The following is a 20,441-nucleotide window of genomic DNA, read 5'->3' on the forward strand; positions in this document are numbered from 1 at the left end:
CACCGCAAGGATGGAGAAAAACTGAAACTGGCAGGTGAGAAAGTAATACATGAAGGTGCTTTCACTCCGGGCAACGGTTGGCAGGAAGTACGATTTGCTGCTCCGGCGAAAGGACGTTATTTCTGTTTGGAAGCGCTTTCTCCGCAAGCAAATGACAACATCGCAGCAGTGGCAGAGTTCGATGTCCTGGGAGCTGATGGCAAACCGGTATCTCGTGAACATTGGAAGATTCGTTATGCCGATAGCGAAGAAACGCGTAGCGGCAACCGTACAGCCGACAAAATATTCGACTTGCAGGAATCTACTTTCTGGATGACTGTGGATAATGTCCCTTATCCTCATCAACTGGTGATTGACTTGAGTAAAGTGGAAACAGTGACCGGCTTCCGCTATCTGCCCCGTGCCGAAAAAGAATATCCGGGCATGATTAAAGAATATCGGGTGTATGTGAAATCTGCCGACTTTAATTACTAAACTATTGATGTACAAGCATTGAAATGATAATAGATATGAAGAAAAATATAATCCTTTTCGCACTCCTCTTCGTAGGAGTGTTGACTGGATATTGCCAACAATCTGCCTACCTGTTTGTTTATTTCACCGGCAATCGCATGAGTGAAGAAGCCGTCAGGATGGCTGTTAGTCTCGACGGATATAATTATAAAGCTTTGAATGGAAATCAACCGGTACTTGATTCCCGGGTGATTAGTTCAACAGGCGGAGTGCGCGATCCTCATATTTTACGTTGTGAAGATGGGAAGACATTTTATATGGTAGTTACAGACATGGTATCTGCCAATGGATGGAGTTCTAATCGCGCCATGGTATTGCTGAAATCGAAAGACCTTGTACACTGGACTTCCAATATCGTAAATATCCAGAAGAAATATCCCGATCAGGAAAACCTGAAACGTGTGTGGGCGCCACAAACGATTTATGACAAGGAAGCCGGAAAATACATGATCTATTGGTCCATGCAACATGGCAATGGCCCGGACATCATTTATTATGCTTATGCTAACAAGGATTTTACCGATATAGAAGGAGAACCGAAACCACTGTTTCTTCCGAAAAACGAAAAGTCATGTATTGACGGCGATATCGTCTATAAAGACGGGCTTTATCACCTGTTCTATAAAACGGAAGGGAATGGAAATGGCATTAAGAAGGCTACTACTTCCTCTCTGACCTCCGGACAGTGGACGGAATCAGATGACTATAAGCAGCAGACGAAGGATGCAGTAGAGGGTGCGGGCATCTTTCCATTGATTGGCTCGGATAAGTATATCTTGATGTATGATGTGTATATGAAAGGCAAATACCAGTTTACGGAAAGTGCTGATTTGGAACACTTCAAAGTGATTGACCATGCCGTTAGTATGGATTTCCATCCACGTCACGGTACTGTTATTCCGATTACTCAAAAAGAATTGCAACGCCTTTTCAAGGCGTATGGTAAACCGGAAGGTTTCTGATCCAAAGGAGGAAGATCAAAACCCATCTAAATTAGAAATCATCCTCGCCACAGCTTCTTGTCGCGAAGATGATTTCGTTGAAAGGAAATTTGGGTACCTCTCATCTACAAATTCAATGAATTTCAAGCGGGTAATTTTCATTTCCAGATAAATACATTCACCCTTTCGTCTTTTTTGAGTTATTAAGATAAGGTGGATTCACTAGTGTAATCCAGGAAAATAGTATACGATATTGGAAAAAGTGTATATTTTACCCTTGTTTACTTGTTTCTTATATATTTTTAAGTGTAAAACAACCAATTATAGCTTGAAATATATCAGTTAGAATAATGAAAATCTTAACTTTGCGATTGATAATCTTAATGCAATAGATACCATGAGAAAATTATTCCTGTTTTTAGTTGTCTTGTTTTTGTCGTTTCAGCAAGTCACTTTAGCTGCAATCAAAGAAATGACGAGTACCCCCGATTCGGTTTATCTCTTTTCCTTCGCTACTTCCGGAGACGACGGACGTAGCGGGCTTCGTTTTGCCTGGAGCATGGATAAGGAAAACTGGTTTGAAGTCGGCCGGAACTACGGATATCTCCGGTGTGATTACAGCCGTTGGGGATCACAGAAGAAAATGCTCGACCCTTATTTGAAACAGTCGCCCGCTGGCGAATGGATATGTACCTGGAAATTGAATGATCGTGATGGATACGGTCAGGCCACTTCTAAAGACTTGATAAACTGGACCAGCCAGAAATATCCCCGTACTACTTCCGATTTTAACGGAACAAGAGTGAAAGCCGTAGTTGCCGGAGAGGAGCAGAAAGGAACTATCAACCGGGTAGCGTGGACTTTGGTAGATGGATTAAATAAGAATTATGGCTGGAATCAATATCGGAACTCATTGCATGGAGAACGTCCGGTACAGGATGGAGAACGTTTTGCCGGTTTGAAGCCTGTAAAAGCAACGGTCACCGTACAACCCGAACGTGCCAAGGCCATCAGCGATGTCTTGTTGGGTGCTTTCTTTGAAGATATTAATTATTCGGCAGACGGAGGACTCTATGCAGAGCTGATCCAGAACCGTGATTTCGAATACGACCCTTCAGACAGGGAAGGGGATAAGAACTGGAATAGTACTCATTCCTGGACATTGAAAGGAGATAAAACCACTTTCACTATTGCTACTACCGATCCTATTCATGCCAATAATCCGCATTATGCCGTATTGAATGTAGAACGACCGGGAGCCGCGTTAGAAAATACAGGCTTTGATGGTATCGCGCTGAATGTCGGAGAGAAATATGACTTTTCCATATTTGCGAGGGTTCCGCAGGGGCAATCAAACAAATTGCAGGTTCGTTTGGTAGATAGAGAAGGAAATATATGTGGAGAGACTTCTCTGACTGTGTCTTCCCGCCAATGGAAAACGTATAAAGCAGTGATTACTGCCAAAGCCACCGCAGATACTCGCCTCGAAATCATTCCCCAATCTGCTGGAGAATTGAATCTGGATATGATTTCTTTGTTTCCGCAGCATACATTTAAAGGACGCAAGAACGGACTCCGCAAGGATCTGGCTCAAGTGTTAGCTGACATTCATCCCCGTTTCATCCGTTTTCCCGGTGGCTGTGTGGCTCATGGTGATGGTCTGAAGAATATCTATCAATGGAAAAACACAGTCGGTCCGTTAGAAGCAAGAAAGGCGCAACGTAACCTTTGGGGATATCATCAAAGCATGGGACTGGGATATTTTGAATATTTCCAATTCTGCGAAGATATTGGCGCAGAACCGCTTCCGGTATTGGCTGCCGGTGTTCCTTGCCAGAACTCTGCCTGTCACGGTGACTTGAGAGGCGGGCAGCAAGGCGGTATCCCAATGAGCGAAATGGGTGCTTATATTCAGGATATTCTTGATCTGATAGAATGGGCAAACGGCGACGCTAAGAAGACAAAGTGGGGAAAGGTACGTGCCGAAGCAGGCCATCCGAAACCTTTCAACCTGAAATACATCGGTATCGGAAATGAAGATCTCATCACCGATATCTTCGAAGAACGTTTTACAATGATATTTAATGCCATCAAAGAAAAATATCCGGAAATGATCGTTGTAGGTACAGTAGGACCGTTCAATGAAGGTACAGACTACGTAGAAGGATGGAAACTGGCCGACAAACTGGGTGTGCCGATGGTGGACGAACATTATTATCAGACTCCGGGATGGTTCCTGAACAATCAGGATTTCTACGATAAATACGACCGTTCGAAAAAGACAAAAGTATACCTGGGCGAATATGCGACTCATATCCCGGGACGAAAAGCGAATATCGAAACTGCACTGACGGAAGCTCTTTATCTTGCTGCCCTGGAACGCAATGGAGACGTTGTACACATGACTTCTTACGCTCCTCTTCTCGCCAAAGAAGGACATACCCAATGGAATCCGGATTTGATTTACTTCAATAACCGGGAAGTGAAACCGACCACCGGATATTATGTGCAGAAACTCTACGGACAGAATGCCGGAAACGAATATTTGCCGTCGAAGATCACTTTGGATAATAAAGACGATAAAGTGCAGAAACGTTTTGCTTCTTCCATTGTCCGCGATTCGGCAAGTGGAGATGTGATTGTGAAGTTGGTCAACTTACTTCCAGTAGAGGTGAATACCCATGTCGACCTTTCCGGAATCGGTGCGGTACAGCCTTCTGCAAAGAGAACCGTACTGACCGGCAAACCGGCAGATACTCCGCTACCTGTTGAAGATACGGTGGAAGTGGCAGAAAAGTTTGATTGCCAATTGTCTGCCTACTCTTTTACGGTGATCCGGATAAAAAAGGCTAATGAGAAATAACAGGAAATAAATGAAGAACATAATAACATGAATAATATGAAGAAGATAATAAGCGCTCTGCTGGCTGGTTGCTGTCTGACTTCGCTGATGGCACAAGACGTGGTCGTGAAAGGACCGGATGAAAAACTGCAATTGGTTGTCTTTACTTCCCTTGCCGAAAAGCCAAGTTATTCCATTACCTATAATGGGAAAACCATGCTGGAAAAATCACCTTTGGGTATGAACACGAATATCGGTGACTTTGCTAAAGGAATGAAACTGACAGGGCATACGGTCACCCCTATTGATACTGTCTACCATCAGGATCGTATTAAAACCTCACAAGTGCATTATCAGGCAAACGAGCTGAACTGTCATTTTGAGAATCCGAAAGGGCAGAAAATAGACGTTGTCTTTCGTGTCAGCAACAATGATGTAGCTTTCTGTTATACCCTGCCGCGTCAGGACGGAAAAGGGAGTGTAACGGTGACTGCCGAAGAAACCGGTTTCCGTTTTCCGCAACAGACTACTACTTTCTTGTGTCCGCAAAGCGATGCCATGATAGGATGGAAACGTACAAAACCCAGTTATGAGGAAGAATACAAGGCAGATGCTCCGATGAGCGACCGTTCTCAATACGGGCATGGTTACACATTCCCTTGCCTGTTCCGTATCGGTGACGATGGTTGGGTGCTGGTCAGCGAGACAGGAGTGGACAGTCGATATTGCGGCTCACGCTTGAGTGATGTGAGCGAAGGTAATCTGTATACGATTGCTTTCCCGATGGCAGAAGAAAATAACGGTAACGGGACTTCAGCTCCGGCGTTCGCTCTTCCCGGTGTCACTCCCTGGCGTACCATAACTGTTGGCGAAACTTTGAAACCGATTGTGGAAACAACTGTTGCGTGGGATGTCGTGCATCCTCTTTATGAAACAAAATATGACTACCGTTTCGGACGCGGCACATGGAGCTGGATTCTTTGGCAGGATGGTAGTATCAACTATGACGATCAGGTGCGATATATTGATTTTGCTGCGGCAATGGGATATGAGTATGCGTTGATTGATAACTGGTGGGATACGAACATCGGTCGTGACCGCATGAAGTCTTTGGTAGAATACGCACGTAGTAAAGGCGTGGAACTCTTCTTATGGTATAGCTCTTCCGGTTATTGGAATGATATTGAGCAAGGACCGGTTAATCACATGGACAACGCCATTATCCGCAAACGCGAGATGAAATGGTTACAGAGCCTCGGAGTAAAAGGCATTAAAGTTGATTTCTTTGGTGGCGACAAGCAAGAAACGATGCGCCTGTATGAAGATATCTTGAGTGATGCCGACGATCACGGCCTGATGGTGATCTTCCACGGTTGTACAATCCCTCGCGGATGGGAACGCATGTATCCGAATTATATAGGTAGTGAAGCCGTACTGGCATCCGAGAATATGGTATTCAACCAGCACTTCTGCGATAAAGAGGCTTTCAATGCTTGTCTGCATCCGTTTATCCGTAATACGGTGGGTAGCATGGAATTTGGCGGCTGTTTCCTGAACAAACGGCTGAACCGCAACAATGACGGAGGAACTACGCGTCGCACTACTGATATATTTCAATTAGCCACTACCGTGTTATTCCAGAATCCGGTACAGAACTTTGCACTTGCCCCCAACAACCTGAAAGATGTTTCCCCTGTTTGCATGGACTATATGAAAACGATTCCTACCACGTGGGATGAGACGTGTTTCATTGACGGATATCCTGGAAAATATGTCGTGTTGGCACGTCGTCACAATGATACTTGGTATCTGGCTGCTGTGAATGCAGGAAAAGAAACATTGAAGTTGAAACTGGATTTAGAAATGTTTGCCGGAAAAACGGTTACCCTGTATAAGGATGATAAGAAAGGAGAGCCACAGCTTGTGCCGTTGAAAGTGAAAGAGAACGGTAAAGTGCAGCTGGAGATTCTTCCACAGGGAGGTGCTGTATTGGTAAACAAATAGATGATATCTCTATCGTTTGTTGTGGGATCATGTGGCAATGATTGTTCGGTAAAAGTTTGATAGAATCAATATTTATAGCATAATTTATGTAGCACTTTTTATGCTACACAAATTGTGCTATGAATAATTGTTTGAATATAAACAATATAGACTGCTTTCTTTATTCTTTGAATGAAACCATATTTGAGAAATGTTTCGTGGATATAATTCATTCAGTTGTGGTTGCAGACATTGCCTTACGCTGGTATACTAAAATAATCATATTCAAGAAAACACTCTTCACCTTTCACAATGCCCTGTTCATCGGCATTAGCGGGTGAAGGGCTGGCTTTCACCTTCCTTTCACCTTTCTATTCTGGCTTTCACAGCTTGTCCAGTCTTCTGCTAACTCTTTCATCTATAGTTGGCAGAAGAAGTGTTAATAGATAGCTTCCAAACTATTATAGGAAAACTTCTTTTCTATAAGGGATAAACTTCCTTTGTATAGGACCCAAACTTTCTTTGCATTATAAGAAAACTATAAATGCAAGCTTTGATTATATAAATGAAACTTCCATTTATATAATTGCAAGTTTTGTTTTTATAAACGCAACTTTCATTTATAGATTGCATTTATTGAAAAGTAAGTTTACATACTGGTAATAGGAAGTTTACCTATAATCAAAAGAAAGTTTGTTATTAATGAAAGAGAGGGTAGTTAGTAATGGATAAGGAAGCAGGTAAGGTATGTTTTCAGAAGCATAGATAGAGAAGTGCCATATAGGATTAGGAAACCGGATTATCAGAAAAGCATTTTATGTGTATATATAAATGACCTGCTCGACCAGAAAATCACTTTGTGTTGAAATCGGGTAGGTTCTTTTTATTGAGTGAACTGATAGGTGAAATCCCTATCCCTATCGTATTATATGGTAAACGCGGGCTAAAATCGAAGTGCAAATGCTCTGTAATATCGTGCATTTAGCGGAGAATGATTGTTTTTTAGTCCTTTTTTGACACATAAGTGTACCTTTATATTTAATGTATCATCTATCTTTGTAAACAAGAAATCTTATTTAATATCATGAATATGAATAGACATTGCAGAATAATCAAGTGTATATTATCAGGAGTCGTTTGTGCGTTGTTACTGCCTGTATCAATGCAGGCACAGAAGAACACGGCATTTATCCCCGGACAAGTGTGGAATGATACGGATGGAAATCCGATCAATGCCCATGGTGGCGGACTTCTTTATCACAATGGTACTTACTATTGGTATGGTGAATACAAGAAAGGAAAAACGATTTTGCCGGACTGGGCTACGTGGGAGTGTTATCGTACAGACGTGACCGGAGTCGGTTGTTACTCTTCTAAAGACTTGCTGAATTGGAAATTTGAAGGAATTGTGCTTCCGGCAGTCAAAGACGATCCGAATCATGACCTGCATCCGTCCAAAGTGTTGGAACGTCCGAAAGTCATCTTTAATAAGAAGACCGGTAAGTTTGTAATGTGGGCACATGTGGAAAGTGCCGATTACAGTAAGGCTTGTGCCGGAGTGGCAGTTGCCGATTCTCCTGTCGGGCCGTTCGTCTATCAGGGAAGTTTCCGTCCGAACAATGCGATGAGCCGCGACCAGACAGTTTTTGTGGATGATGACGGACGTGCTTATCAGTTCTATTCTTCGGAAAATAATGAAACCATGTATATTAGTCTTTTGACTGATGATTATCTGAAACCTAGCGGACGGTTTACTCGTAATTTCGTCAAAGAGTCTCGTGAAGCTCCGGCTGTGTTTAAATATAATGGTAAATACTATATGTTAAGCTCCGGTTGCACAGGCTGGGATCCGAATGTGGCCGAAATAGCAGTGGCCGATTCTATTATGGGAACGTGGAAAACGATCGGTAATCCTTGTACGGGACCGGATGCGGATAAAACGTTTTACGCACAGAGTACTTACGTTCAGCCTGTTATCGGAAAGAAGGATGCATACATTGCTATGTTCGACCGCTGGAAAAAGAAAGACTTGGAAGACTCCCGCTATGTATGGCTGCCTGTACTTGTAAAAGACGGAAGGATAACAATTCCCTGGCATGAAAAATGGACTCTTTCCATCTTTGACAAATAAAAAAGAAGATAAGCATGAAACGGATATTACTACTACTTTGCGGAATAATACTTGTTCCTACTCTTGGCTGTTCCCAGCGTTTGGTGGAAGTAGGAAAGGGATATAGCTGTACTTCGGTCAATACGACGGTCTTTCGGAATAACTCGCTGGTGACGCACGGTGAGGAACAATATATCAGTTATTACGATAACGACGGCTATCTGATACTTGGAAAGCGGAAACTGGATTCGAAACAATGGACTTTACACCGTACCCAATATCAGGGAAATGTAAAGGATGCTCATAATGTAATCAGTATGATGGTGGATGGAGAAGGTTACATACACGTGTCTTTCGATCATCATGGACATAAACTGAATTATTGCCGGAGCATTGCTCCCGGTTCTCTGAAACTGGGAGATAAAATACCGATGACCGGAGTTGACGAAGGAAATGTCACCTATCCGGAGTTTTATTCTTTATCCGGAGGAGATTTACTGTTTGTTTATCGTTCCGGTTCTTCCGGTCGTGGCAACTTGGTGATGAACCGTTATTCGCTGAAAGAACATAAATGGATTCGTGTGCAGGATATACTGATTGACGGAGAAAATAAACGGAATGCTTATTGGCAAATGTATGTCGATGAGAAAGGAACCATCCATCTTTCGTGGGTGTGGCGCGAAAGCTGGCATGTGGAAACAAACCATGATATATGTTATGCCCGTTCGTTTGATAATGGAGTGACTTGGTATAAATCAAGTGGAGAGCAATATGAACTTCCTATCAAATTGTCTAATGCAGAGTATGCCTGTCGTTTGCCTCAAAACTGTGAGTTGATTAATCAAACAAGTATGAGTGCCGATGCAGAAGGAAATCCGTATATAGCCACTTATTGGCGGGATCCCGACAGTAACGTGCCCCAATATCGTATCGTCTGGAACGATGGGAAAGTATGGTATCAACGGCAGATCACAGATCGCAAAACACCTTTTACCTTGAAGGGTGGCGGTACGAAAATGATACCTATTGCCCGTCCGCGTATTGTGGTAGAGGGTGGGGAAGTCTTTTATATTTTCCGCGACGAAGAACGGGGAAGCCGTGTATCGATGGCACATGCGTCCGACGTCGGCATTAGTAAATGGACGATAACGGATTTGACCGACTTTTCCGTGGATGCCTGGGAACCGTCCCATGATACGGAGCTCTGGAAGGAACAGCGGAAACTTCACCTCTTTGTGCAACACACCCGTCAGGGAGATGGTGAACGTACAGCGGAAATTGACCCTCAAATGGTATATGTATTAGAAACAGATATGAATATAAATAAGTAAAGATATGAAGGAATTATCTGCAACTCTTTTTTCGTACTCTTCCTAGGTGGTGTAATTCGTGTCTTAATTCATCATCAAGCTCATATATGGCTTTAACGGCCGAAGTATTCTATCTGTTAGTTCACTAATATTCATCTGTATATGCGCACCGGGCAGTCGCTCGGTACTATACATGCACTTCCCTTTACACAGATAATAATAACCGTTATTCACAGACAATTGCTTATCAGACAATTCCAACTGCATTTCATCTTCGGGGAAAGCCGCGGCATAGATTTGCAGCACTTCTTTGGCATTGATGATACGTGCCATGCCCAATGGATGTTGAGGCTGTTGATCTTCGGGAGGTAAGAGTTGAACCATGCGCTTATATCCGGTGTGTTGCCTGATAGCATACAATAGGCTATATTCCACATCTTTATCTTCAGCGCAAAGCTCATTGATAATGATATGTTTGTCTCCTTTATATATAATAGTCACCCCCTTGATTTCGTTTTCTTGTCTGGCTACAAATAAGTATCCTCCGCTGATGGCAAGATCAGTCATAATAACCTGAAAGTCTTCCAGCGTGTGCTGAATACAGCAAGCCCGTTCGGAAAGCTTCTTATTCAAATAAGAATAAATCTCTTCCTGAAATTCCGGAACCACACTGACCGCTATCTCTTTAGCAGGAATAAACTCCGGCAAAACGATCTCTTTAGTTGAATACTTGAATACGGAAGCATATCCCATGCGGGCATAATAATCGAACAACCAGGGCTCCGCCGGTATCAATGTACTGAAATGTACTCCATTCCGCAGCATCCGGGCGAAAGACTGTGATAAAAGCTCTCGCATGACCCCTTTGCTTCGGAAATCGGGATGCGTACAGGCTCCTGAAATATAGGAAGTCTGTACTGTTTCTCCGCCGAAAGTCATCGGATAAGGAAGCATCTGAAGCGCAGAGATTACCTCATCGCCACTTTGGATGGCGACATTCACCTCTGTTTTATAGCGCAGTCTGAAGTACATTTCAACGAATTCTTCACTATCGTCAAAACAGATTTTCCACAATGCTTTTACTTGCTCCTTTATCATCATATTTATAATGGATTTACCATTTTACCATATTCATGGGATGCTCTTTGAGGCAAGCCATATATTTTTCCAGAATCGTTGCCGGCTGGTAAGACAGTTTGGCTTTGCGTAAACCCTCAATACCTAAATCCTCTTCCCGGTTGATATAGATATATTGTTCGGGAATCCGGTTGGCAAATTCATAATTAATCATGGCATACGCACCTTCAATACTGGTATCCGCTTTTTCTACATGTACGCCGAATGTTTCATGATTGATAGGCATACCGAATGTGAATGCGACAATTTTACCGTTCACATGCAAGATACCTCCCGTCAGTCCGAGTGCCTCGAAGTTGTGGAGAGCATAAATCAGGGCGCGACGTTCGTTGCCTGTCCCCTCCTGTTGGTCACAATTATTCACTTTACACCACTCTGCTTCCAGATCCAGACATTCCTGAATACGGTCCGGGGTAATCGGTGTGTATTCGTAATCCGGATAAGTGTTGCGGAACCGGTTGATATGATTTCTTTTCGCCTGGAATTTCTTCCCTTTCAGCGTAGAAAGATCACTTCTCAAATAAATATAATCCGCATAGTCGCGGTCCTCTGTGAAAGTGAACTGTTCCGGAAGGATGGCTTCGAGATCAGCGCGCATATTGCTGCACACTCCCAACATACAGAAATGCTGGTTCTCTTTGCGGGCATCTTCTATCAGCTCCCACAATACTGCTTTCAAATCTCCTGTGCCTACGGGCATCATATAAGCAAGTTGTTCTCCCGCCCAGAACTTGAATACCAGAAAGTTGTCGACCACTGCGAATTGAGTGTCGTATAAGAACCTCCAACTGCAAAGATTGGAGAATGAAAGATCGCAATTGCGGCGATCACTTTTCATCGTGAATGAGGTGATTGTGTCTTTGTCTGCTAATGTGATATCTTTAAATGGAATCATAAAATTGCTTTTTGCGTTTAACTCTTTATATAACGGAAAATCAAGAGATTTTGTTTTTACAAGACACCTAATAATCGAAGGATCGTAGGTGTGAGCAGTGCAGTGAAGATTCCATTCAGTGTCAGTCCCAGACTGGCGTATGCCCCATATTTGCTGCTGATATCCATTGCGGTGGAAGTTCCGACAGCATGAGCGGCTGTCCCCATCGAAAGCCCTTGGGCGATCGGACTGCCTACACGCATGATTTTCATGGTCTTAAAACCACAGATTGCTCCTAATAAACCAACTGCCACAACAACTGCCGCCGTCAGTGACGGAATACCGCCAATGGCTTTGGTTACTTCCATCGCAATCGGAGTCGTAACCGATTTGGGAGCGAGTGACAGGATTACTTCTTGGGAAGCTCCCATAAACTTCGCAATCAGCACTACTGAAATAACTCCGACGATGCAACCTGCCAGTTGAGACAGAAGGATTGGCAATAACTGCTTTTTTATCATCTCCAATTGAAGATATAAAGGTACGCCTAAAGCAACAACAGCCGGGCGGAGCCAGAACTCGATCAGATGTCCTCCTTTATTATAGGTCTCGTATGAGATATTTGTCATTTTAAGGAAGATGATTAATAGGGCGATGGTCAGCAATATAGGATTTAATAATACCAGTCCTGTTTTCTTCTGAAGCAATTTGGCAAAGAAGAAAATCCCGAAGGTGATAGCCAGCAGGAAGAAATTATTCTCTAAGAAACTCATTTGTCTTTATTCGTTAAGTTGATTTTATCTTTAAAGTGCAGTTTCTCCGACAGATGGAAATCCGTCAGATGAAGTTTGCGCGCCAGCTTAATCTGACGTGCCAGCCTGAACTTGCGGACGATTTGATGTACCCATCCCGTAACGACAAGTACAAGCGCGGTGCTGACAATGGTCGCTGTTACTATCGGCCAGAACTCTGCCGCAATAACATCAAAGTATAGCATAAGAGCCACACCGGGCGGAACGAAAAAGAATCCTAAGTTGGCAACCAGAAAGTCGGACAATCCCTGTACCCAGTGTAGTTTAATCCAACCTAATTTTAAAAAGAGGGTGAGCAGCAGCATACCGATGATGCTGGAGGGGAGCTTGATACCCGTAAGATAAACTATTAATTCACCCAAAGCCAAACAGCCAAATAAAATGGCGCACTGACGTATCATATACTAATAACCTATTGATTTTGTTTGAAAACACTGCAAAGGTATGAAAAATAGGAGTACAGTGTTAAATATTATAATATTTTAGACTTGGGAGAGAAAAATAGCCGAAATTGTAATGTGGATATTGCAAAATTGAGTACTTTTGCACCGCAAATTACAAATTGTAAGGACGTTTTATAATAATATTCAATATATCTATGCTCAATTTAATCAACCAAATCGTGGCGCGTGCGAAAGCAAATCGCCAACGTATTGTTCTTCCGGAAGGAACTGAAGAACGCACATTGAAAGCTGCCAATATGATTTTGACAGACGAAGTCGCTGATCTAATTTTACTGGGTAAACCGGCAGAAATTAATGAACTTGCTGCAAAATGGGGATTGGGAAACATCGGTAAAGCTACTATCATTGATCCTGAAACTTCTCCGAAACACGAAGAATATGCGCAGTTGTTGTGTGAACTTCGTAAAAAGAAGGGGATGACTATCGAAGAAGCCCGCAAGTTAACGAATGATCCTTTATTCTTTGGTTGTTTAATGATGAAGAATGGTGACGCTGACGGTCAGTTGGCTGGTGCCCGCAACACTACTGGTAATGTATTGCGTCCTGCTTTGCAGATTATCAAGACTGCTCCGGGAATCACTTGCGTATCTGGTGCTATGTTGCTCTTGACTCATGCTCCCGAATATGGAAAGAATGGAATTTTGGTCATGGGTGATGTGGCCGTAACCCCGGTTCCTGATGCTAATCAATTGGCGCAGATTGCAGTTTGTACAGCGCAGACTGCCAAGGCGGTTGCCGGTATCGAAAATCCGAAAGTAGCTATGTTGAGTTTCTCTACCAAAGGCTCTGCTAAACATGAAGTGGTAGACAAAGTAGTAGAAGCAACTAAAATAGCTAAGGAAATGGCTCCGACTCTTGATTTGGACGGTGAACTGCAGGCAGATGCGGCTCTTGTTCCTGAAGTAGGTGCAAGCAAAGCTCCGGGTTCGGAGGTAGCCGGACAAGCAAATGTACTGATTGTTCCGAGCCTGGAAGTAGGTAACATTTCTTATAAGCTAGTTCAACGTTTGGGACATGCTGATGCTATCGGCCCGATCCTTCAGGGTATCGCTTGTCCGGTAAACGACTTGTCTCGTGGTTGTTCTATTGAAGATGTATATCGTATGATTGCTATCACGGCTAACCAGGCTATTGCTGCAAAGGCAAATAAATAAGTATTAGATATAAAGTAGTAAGTATTAAATTGACAACGAAATGAAAATTCTGGTATTGAACTGCGGAAGTTCATCTATTAAATATAAATTGTTCGATATGACCAGCAAAGAAGTGATTGCGCAAGGTGGTATCGAAAAAATCGGTCTGAAAGGATCTTTCTTGAAACTGACTTTGCCGAATGGTGAAAAGAAAATTCTGGAAAAAGATATTCCTGAACATACAGTAGGAGTAGAGTTTATCCTGAATACGTTGATTCACCCCGAATATGGCGCTATCAAATCTTTGGATGAAATCAATGCCGTAGGTCACCGTATGGTACACGGAGGCGAGCGTTTCAGCGAATCTGTATTGTTGAATAAGGAGGTATTAGAAGCCTTTACAGCTTGCAATGATCTGGCTCCGTTGCACAATCCTGCTAACTTGAAAGGTGTGAATGCAGTTTCTGCTATTCTTCCTAACATTCCGCAGGTAGGTGTATTCGATACGGCTTTTCATCAGACCATGCCGGATTATGCTTACATGTATGCTATTCCTTATGAATTGTATGAAAAGTATGGTGTGCGTCGTTATGGCTTCCACGGAACATCTCATCGTTACGTGTCCAAACGTGTATGCGAATTCTTGGGTGTAAATCCGGTAGGAAAGAAAATCATCACTTGTCATATTGGTAATGGTGGTTCTATTGCCGCTATCAAAGATGGTAAATGTATAGATACTACTATGGGCTTGACTCCATTGGAAGGCTTGATGATGGGTACTCGCAGCGGTGACATTGATGCCGGTGCAGTGACGTTTATCATGGAAAAAGAAGGCTTGAATACTACGGGTGTTTCCAACCTGTTGAACAAGAAGAGCGGTGTACTCGGTATTTCAGGTGTATCAAGCGATATGCGTGAACTTTTGGCTGCTTGTGCGGCTGGTAATGAGAAAGCTATCCTTGCAGAGAAGATGTATTATTATCGTATCAAGAAATACATCGGTGCTTATGCTGCTGCATTGGGCGGTGTAGATATCATTCTGTTTACAGGTGGTGTAGGTGAAAATCAGATGGAATGTCGCCGTGAAGTTTGTAAGGATATGGAATTCATGGGTATCGAGCTTGACAACGATGTGAATGCTAAAGTTCGTGGTGAGGAAGCAATTATTTCTACTCCTGCTTCTAAAGTGAAAGTAGTAGTGATTCCGACAGATGAAGAACTGTTGATTGCGTCTGATACAATGGATATTCTGAAGAAGTAACAGATTTACTGATTAATAAATAAAAAAGATGGATTCAATTTCGAGTCCATCTTTTTTTTTATGAAGTCATCAAATAGTTATAGTCATCTGAATGTAACTTTTGACAGATTATCCTTTAGGTGATATAGTCGTTTTAAACAACGATAAGCTCAATACCCATTTCTTCAATCGCTTGCGCCATTGACTGGGAAATGCCGGAGTCTGTGATTATCACGTCGATGCAGTCTAAACTACAGATTTTACCGAATCCACGTCGCCCGAATTTGGAAGAATCTGCCAGGATGATAGTACGCAATGACGCTTCTATCATTTTCTTGTTGAGGACAGCTTCTTCAATATTAGAGTTTGTGATTCCGTACTCCAAGTCGATACCGTCTACTCCTAAAAAGAGTTTTGAACAAGTGATTTGTTCAAAAAACAAAGAAGTGTAGTCGCCAATGACGGAAAAAGAATTCTTCCGTACGATTCCCCCGAGCTGGATTACTTCGATATTATTAATCGTATTTAATAATAAGGAGGTTTTCAGAGAAGCTGTAACTACAGTTAAGTGGTTGATGGGAGTGATATGCTCGGCAAACGTATGTACGGTAGAACCGGAAGCGATGATAATAGAATCGTTTTCTTCTATTAATTTAGCTGCGGCAGTAGCGATTCTTTTCTTTTCTTCTTTTCGAAGCTTTTCTTTTTCGTGCACATCAATATCTGATGTTAATGGGTTGACCGGACTTGCACTTCCATGAGTACGATAGAGAAGTTTTTTTTCTTCCAGATGTTTTAAATCTTTTCGGATCGTTACAGGAGTAACTTCCAGTTCTTTAGCGATTTCGTTTACTTTGATGAAACCGTTTTTCGCTAAACTTTCAAGAATATACTTATGTCTTTCAGCAATACTTGTCATAATTCCCAATTTTTATCACAAAGATAAACTAAATATTAATATGTGGCAAATAAAAAGATGAAAAGTTTCATTCTATGATATAAAGCTTCCGTTTTATATATAAAATGGTCTGCTAACGAAAAATAATTTGCTTTTTATATTGGATAATATTTCTTTTTGTGTATTTTTGCAGTGTTGATTTATAAATAAAGAAAGAAAACGAAATATTCATAAGGAATGAAACGAAGTGATTTGCTTGAGAGGATGCTCAATTGGAAATGTGAATGTGATATCCTGGTGATCGGTGGTGGGGCTACCGGATTAGGGGCTGCAGTGGACGCAGCCTCCAGAGGGTACAGAGTTATTCTATTGGAACAGCATGATTTTGCTAAGGGTACTTCTTGCCGCAGTACGAAGCTGGTACATGGAGGAGTTCGGTATCTGGCGCAGGGAGATGTCTCTATGGTAGTTGAAGCATTACATGAACGTGGGCGTATGAGACTCAATGCTCCTCATTTGGTAAAAGATATGCGTTTTATAATCGGTAATTACCGCTGGTGGGAAAAGCCTTTTTATGCGGTGGGGCTGACTTGTTATGATTTACTGGCCGGACGCAAAGCATTGGGACGTTCGTTACCGATGTTAAAACGTTCTGTATTAAAAGAAATACCTTCTTTAAAGCATGAAGGATTGAGAGGTGGAGTGGTATATCATGACGGACAGTTTGATGATTCGCGCATGGCTATAACGCTGGCACTGACCGCTATTGATAAAGGTGGAGTGTGCTTGAATTATATGAAGGTGAATTGTTTGCTGAAAGATGCCGCCGGGAAAATAAATGGGGTGCATGCTGTCGACACACTTGACGGGAAAGAATATCAGATCAAATCGAAAGTAGTAGTGAATGCTACCGGAGTCTTTGTGGACGATGTGATGAAGATGGATGAATGTGATACGCGAAGGAAGGTACGTCCCAGCCAGGGAGTGCATTTGGTGGTTGATAGTAAATTCTTAGGTGGCCGTTCGGCACTAATGATACCTAAAACGAAAGATGGACGTGTCCTTTTTGGAGTGCCCTGGCACGGCAAGGTGGTGCTTGGCACCACGGATACTCCTCTGAATGAGGCTTCTTTGGAACCGAGGGCATTGGAAGAAGAGGTTGATTTCATTTTAGATCAGGCCGGACAGTATCTCGACCGTAAACCGACCCGTGCCGATGTGCTTTCGATTTTTGCCGGTTTGCGTCCTTTGGCTGCGCCAACGCATGCTGATTCGAAGAAAACGAAAGAGATTTCACGGAATCATAAAATCTATCGTTCGAAATCGGGGCTTTTGACAATTACCGGAGGGAAGTGGACTACTTATCGTGCAATGGCTGAAGATGTCATCAATCAGGCCATCGTAATAGGAGGGTTGTCTCCTGCGGAATGTGTGACGAAGAATTTGAGGGTTCATGGATATACAAAAGAGCAATTTGATGAGAATGATTGGAATTATGTGTATGGCAGCGACGCGGGCAAAATACAAAAGATGATAGAAAAAGAGCCTTCTTTTGCTGAAAAGTTGTATGAAGGTTATACTTTTACAGCGGCGCATGTTGTGTGGGCGGCTCGTGAGGAGTTTGCGCAGAATATAGAAGATGTGTTGGCCCGCCGGGTGAGGATGCTATTTCTGGATGCCCGTGCTGCTCTTAAAATAGCTCCGAAAGTGGCATCGGTATTAGCGGCGGAACTGGGAAAGGACAAAACCTGGGAGCAGGCGCAGATAGCCGACTTTAATCGGTTGGCAAGAGGATATATCTTGAATTAGAAGAAAAAATTACTTTAATTGTTGTTTGTAAATAAATGCTTATGAAAAGTTGTATGGTTTTGCGGAGAGGACTCGTAGCCTCATTGATGTTTCTTCTGTTGTCAGGGATACAGTCTGTGTCGGCGCAGGGAAAACTACATCTGTTAAAGTTTGACGATGTCACACAATTGAGAGACTTCTTTAAATATGCGGGAAATGGCTCAATCATTGTAAGCGGACATCGCGGTGGGTACGAAGAAGGATATTCGGAAAATTGCATCGAAGGTTTGGAAAATGTGCTGAAGCAGATGCCGGCTTTCTTCGAAATCGATCCTCGTCTGACAAAAGATAGCGTGATTGTATTGATGCATGATGCTACTTTGGATCGTACAACAACAGGAACGGGAAAAGTTTGCGATCATACCTGGAAAGAGTTGCAGAAGCTTCGTCTGAAAGACCATTCGGGAAAAGTGACCAACTGCAAGATTCCTACTTTGGAGGAAGTAATCAAATGGAGCAGAGGTAAAACGATTATCAACCTGGATAAGAAAGATGTGCCGATGGCTATGATTGCGGCTTTAATCAAAAAGCATAAGGCGGAGGGACATGTGATGCTGACTGTGCATACCGGTGCTCAAGCCAGATATTATTATGACCGTTTCCCGACGATTATGATGTCCGCTTTCGCCCGTAATATGAAAGAGTTTGAGGACTTGTCGATATCAGGTGTGCCATGGGAAAATATGATCGCTTATGTAGGGCATAGTATAACACCCGAAAATAAGAAAATCGTTGAAATGCTACATGCTCGTGGCGTACGTTGTATGATTAGTGTGGCACCTACGCACGACAAATTGCCTTCGAAAGAAGAACGGGCTTTGAAATATAAAGAAGAGATAGATAAGAGACCGGATATTATAGAATCTGATATACCGACAGAAGTATGGACAGTTTTGCAATCTCGATAGATTGTTGCCCTGATATGGTGCAACGTCTGTTTACTATCGTAAAGGAAAATCCGGTTAGTGAACTAACAATTAATACTGTGAAAATGTCAAAAGTAGAACAAGCATTGAAAGCTGCGAATGAGACACGTGCTCTTCGTATAGGAAGCGGAATATTAAATGAAGTAGCCGGACTGTTTAAGGAACAGTTTGCAGGAAGAAAGGCTGTAGTGGTAGCTGACGTAACTACCTATCGTGTTGCCGGCGAAAGAGTAGAGAAAGAGTTGCGTAATGCGAATATAGAATTATTACCATCTTTTATTTTCACTGATTCCGATCTGTATGCGGAATATTCGTATGTTGACCGTCTGGTCGAATCGTTGAAAGTGCATGACGCTATTCCGGTAGCTGTCGGCTCCGGTACGATTAATGATTTAACGAAGTTAGCTTCTCATCTGGTTGGAAGAAGATATATGTGTGTGGCTACTGCCGCTTCCATGGATGGATATACTGCATTCGGCGCTTCCATTACTGCAAATGGCGCTAAACAGACTTTTAGCTGTCCGGCACCGCAAGCTGTATTGGCTGATATTGAAATCATAAAGAAAGCTCCTAAGCCGATGACGGCATCAGGATATGCCGACTTGTTTGCCAAAGTGACGGCTGGTGCCGATTGGATTCTGGCCGATTGGATGGGCGTGGAAGATATTGATGAAAAGGCATGGTCGATTGTGCAGGATGGATTGCATGATGCGCTTTCGAATCCTGAAGGCGCGGTGGCCGGAGACGAAAAAGCGGTGTCACAACTTATTGAAGGATTGATGCTGGGCGGTTTTGCCATGCAATGGTCTAAATCGAGTCGTCCGGCTTCGGGAGCGGAACATCAGTTCAGCCATCTTTGGAATATGGAACATCATTTAAATCAAGGTGAGCATGTTTCCCATGGCTTTCAGGTGAGTATAGGTATGTTGGCTGTAACGGCATTTTATGAACAAGTGTTGAACACCCCATTAGAGAAACTGGACGTGGAAGCGTGCTGTGCGGCATGGCCCGAACCGGAAATAGCCGATAAGGTAGCTCTTGATATGTTTGTCGGTACTGATTTTCCTACTATCGGTCTGCAGGAGACGAAAGCGAAATATGTGACACGGGAGCAATTGGCTATTCAGTTGCGGCAGTTGAAAGAATACTGGCCTGAAATTCGTGAACGTTTGTCCAAACAGTTGATTCCTTACAAAGAAGTGAAACAATCCCTGCGGCAGGTAGGTGCTCCTGTAGAACCGGAACAAATCGGTATTACACGGAAACGTCTGCGTGAAACGTTTGTTCGTGCACAATTTATTCGCCGTCGTTTTACTGTCCTCGATTTAGCTGTACGGACAGGATATATGGAACAGTGGCTGGATGGATTGTTTGGTAAAGGTAAAATATGGGAAATAACAGATTAATCAC

The 20,441-nt window shown here is 42.8% G+C and carries 16 protein-coding genes; 11 read left to right on the forward strand and 5 right to left on the reverse strand.

All coding sequences use genetic code 11. The annotated features are described in order from the left end of the window. The 6 genes from KFO40_RS16375 to KFO40_RS16400 all read left to right on the forward strand — a co-directional run. Positions 1–474, forward strand: a 474-nt coding sequence (locus KFO40_RS16375; protein ID WP_211146590.1) for a discoidin domain-containing protein, incomplete at its 5' end; no start/stop codon positions are given. A gap of 23 nt (positions 475–497) precedes the next feature. Beyond that, the gene (locus tag KFO40_RS16380; RefSeq protein ID WP_049701745.1) at positions 498–1,475 is read left to right on the forward strand and encodes a glycoside hydrolase family 43 protein; all 978 of its coding nucleotides are present in this window, start codon (positions 498–500) and stop codon (positions 1,473–1,475) included. A gap of 376 nt (positions 1,476–1,851) precedes the next feature. Continuing rightward, on the forward strand, positions 1,852–4,317 hold the full coding sequence (locus KFO40_RS16385) for an alpha-L-arabinofuranosidase C-terminal domain-containing protein (RefSeq protein ID WP_211146591.1): 2,466 nt from the start codon (positions 1,852–1,854) through the stop codon (positions 4,315–4,317). A 36-nt stretch (positions 4,318–4,353) separates the two neighbouring features. Beyond that, positions 4,354–6,300 (forward strand): glycoside hydrolase family 97 protein, encoded by a 1,947-nt coding sequence (locus KFO40_RS16390; protein ID WP_211146592.1) that lies wholly within the window; start codon positions 4,354–4,356, stop codon positions 6,298–6,300. A 1,069-nt stretch (positions 6,301–7,369) separates the two neighbouring features. Next, positions 7,370–8,410, forward strand: a complete 1,041-nt coding sequence (locus KFO40_RS16395) for a glycoside hydrolase family 43 protein (protein ID WP_211146593.1) — start codon at positions 7,370–7,372, stop codon at positions 8,408–8,410. 14 nt (positions 8,411–8,424) lie between these two features. Beyond that, the gene (locus tag KFO40_RS16400) at positions 8,425–9,720 is read left to right on the forward strand and encodes a BNR repeat-containing protein (RefSeq protein ID WP_211146594.1); all 1,296 of its coding nucleotides are present in this window, start codon (positions 8,425–8,427) and stop codon (positions 9,718–9,720) included. 63 nt (positions 9,721–9,783) lie between these two features. On the opposite strand, the gene KFO40_RS16405 is transcribed toward KFO40_RS16400, so the two are convergent. From KFO40_RS16405 to KFO40_RS16420, 4 genes are read right to left on the reverse strand one after another with little or no spacing between them, the layout of a single operon-like run. Next, positions 9,784–10,800, reverse strand: coding sequence for a GNAT family N-acetyltransferase (locus tag KFO40_RS16405; RefSeq protein WP_211146595.1), 1,017 nt, complete (start codon positions 10,798–10,800; stop codon positions 9,784–9,786). Between the two features lie 13 nt (positions 10,801–10,813). Further along, the gene (locus tag KFO40_RS16410) at positions 10,814–11,731 is read right to left on the reverse strand and encodes a DUF2156 domain-containing protein (RefSeq protein WP_004305058.1); all 918 of its coding nucleotides are present in this window, start codon (positions 11,729–11,731) and stop codon (positions 10,814–10,816) included. A gap of 56 nt (positions 11,732–11,787) precedes the next feature. Further along, positions 11,788–12,483: an LrgB family protein gene (locus tag KFO40_RS16415; protein WP_004305057.1), complete on the reverse strand. Its 696-nt coding sequence runs from the start codon at positions 12,481–12,483 to the stop codon at positions 11,788–11,790. Then, positions 12,480–12,923, reverse strand: a complete 444-nt coding sequence (locus tag KFO40_RS16420; protein ID WP_008645890.1) for a CidA/LrgA family protein — start codon at positions 12,921–12,923, stop codon at positions 12,480–12,482. Before KFO40_RS16420 ends, KFO40_RS16415 begins: the two co-directional genes overlap by 4 nt. 197 nt (positions 12,924–13,120) lie before the next feature. Between KFO40_RS16420 and pta the strand changes: the two genes are divergently transcribed. Both pta and KFO40_RS16430 read left to right on the forward strand, forming a co-directional pair. Then, positions 13,121–14,140, forward strand: coding sequence for a phosphate acetyltransferase (gene pta, locus KFO40_RS16425; RefSeq protein ID WP_009039813.1), 1,020 nt, complete (start codon positions 13,121–13,123; stop codon positions 14,138–14,140). Positions 14,141–14,180: 40 nt separating this feature from the next. Further along, the gene (locus KFO40_RS16430) at positions 14,181–15,380 is read left to right on the forward strand and encodes an acetate kinase (protein ID WP_004314424.1); all 1,200 of its coding nucleotides are present in this window, start codon (positions 14,181–14,183) and stop codon (positions 15,378–15,380) included. 133 nt (positions 15,381–15,513) lie between these two features. On the opposite strand, the gene KFO40_RS16435 is transcribed toward KFO40_RS16430, so the two are convergent. Further along, complete coding sequence (locus tag KFO40_RS16435; RefSeq protein WP_008645897.1) at positions 15,514–16,278, reverse strand: DeoR/GlpR family DNA-binding transcription regulator; 765 nt, start codon at positions 16,276–16,278, stop codon at positions 15,514–15,516. A 216-nt stretch (positions 16,279–16,494) separates the two neighbouring features. On the opposite strand from KFO40_RS16435, the gene KFO40_RS16440 reads away from it, so the two are divergent. The 3 genes from KFO40_RS16440 (at position 16,495) to KFO40_RS16450 (ending at position 20,437) form a co-directional block, all read left to right on the forward strand. After that, complete coding sequence (locus KFO40_RS16440; protein ID WP_211146596.1) at positions 16,495–18,066, forward strand: glycerol-3-phosphate dehydrogenase/oxidase; 1,572 nt, start codon at positions 16,495–16,497, stop codon at positions 18,064–18,066. A 41-nt stretch (positions 18,067–18,107) separates the two neighbouring features. Then, on the forward strand, positions 18,108–19,013 hold the full coding sequence (locus tag KFO40_RS16445) for a glycerophosphodiester phosphodiesterase family protein (protein ID WP_211146597.1): 906 nt from the start codon (positions 18,108–18,110) through the stop codon (positions 19,011–19,013). Between the two features lie 83 nt (positions 19,014–19,096). Beyond that, positions 19,097–20,437, forward strand: coding sequence for a sn-glycerol-1-phosphate dehydrogenase (locus KFO40_RS16450; protein WP_195354334.1), 1,341 nt, complete (start codon positions 19,097–19,099; stop codon positions 20,435–20,437). The last annotated feature ends 4 nt before the right edge of the window (positions 20,438–20,441 follow it).

Source organism: Bacteroides sp. 1001302B_160321_D4 (assembly GCF_015667765.1).
GTDB lineage: Bacteria > Bacteroidota > Bacteroidia > Bacteroidales > Bacteroidaceae > Bacteroides > Bacteroides xylanisolvens.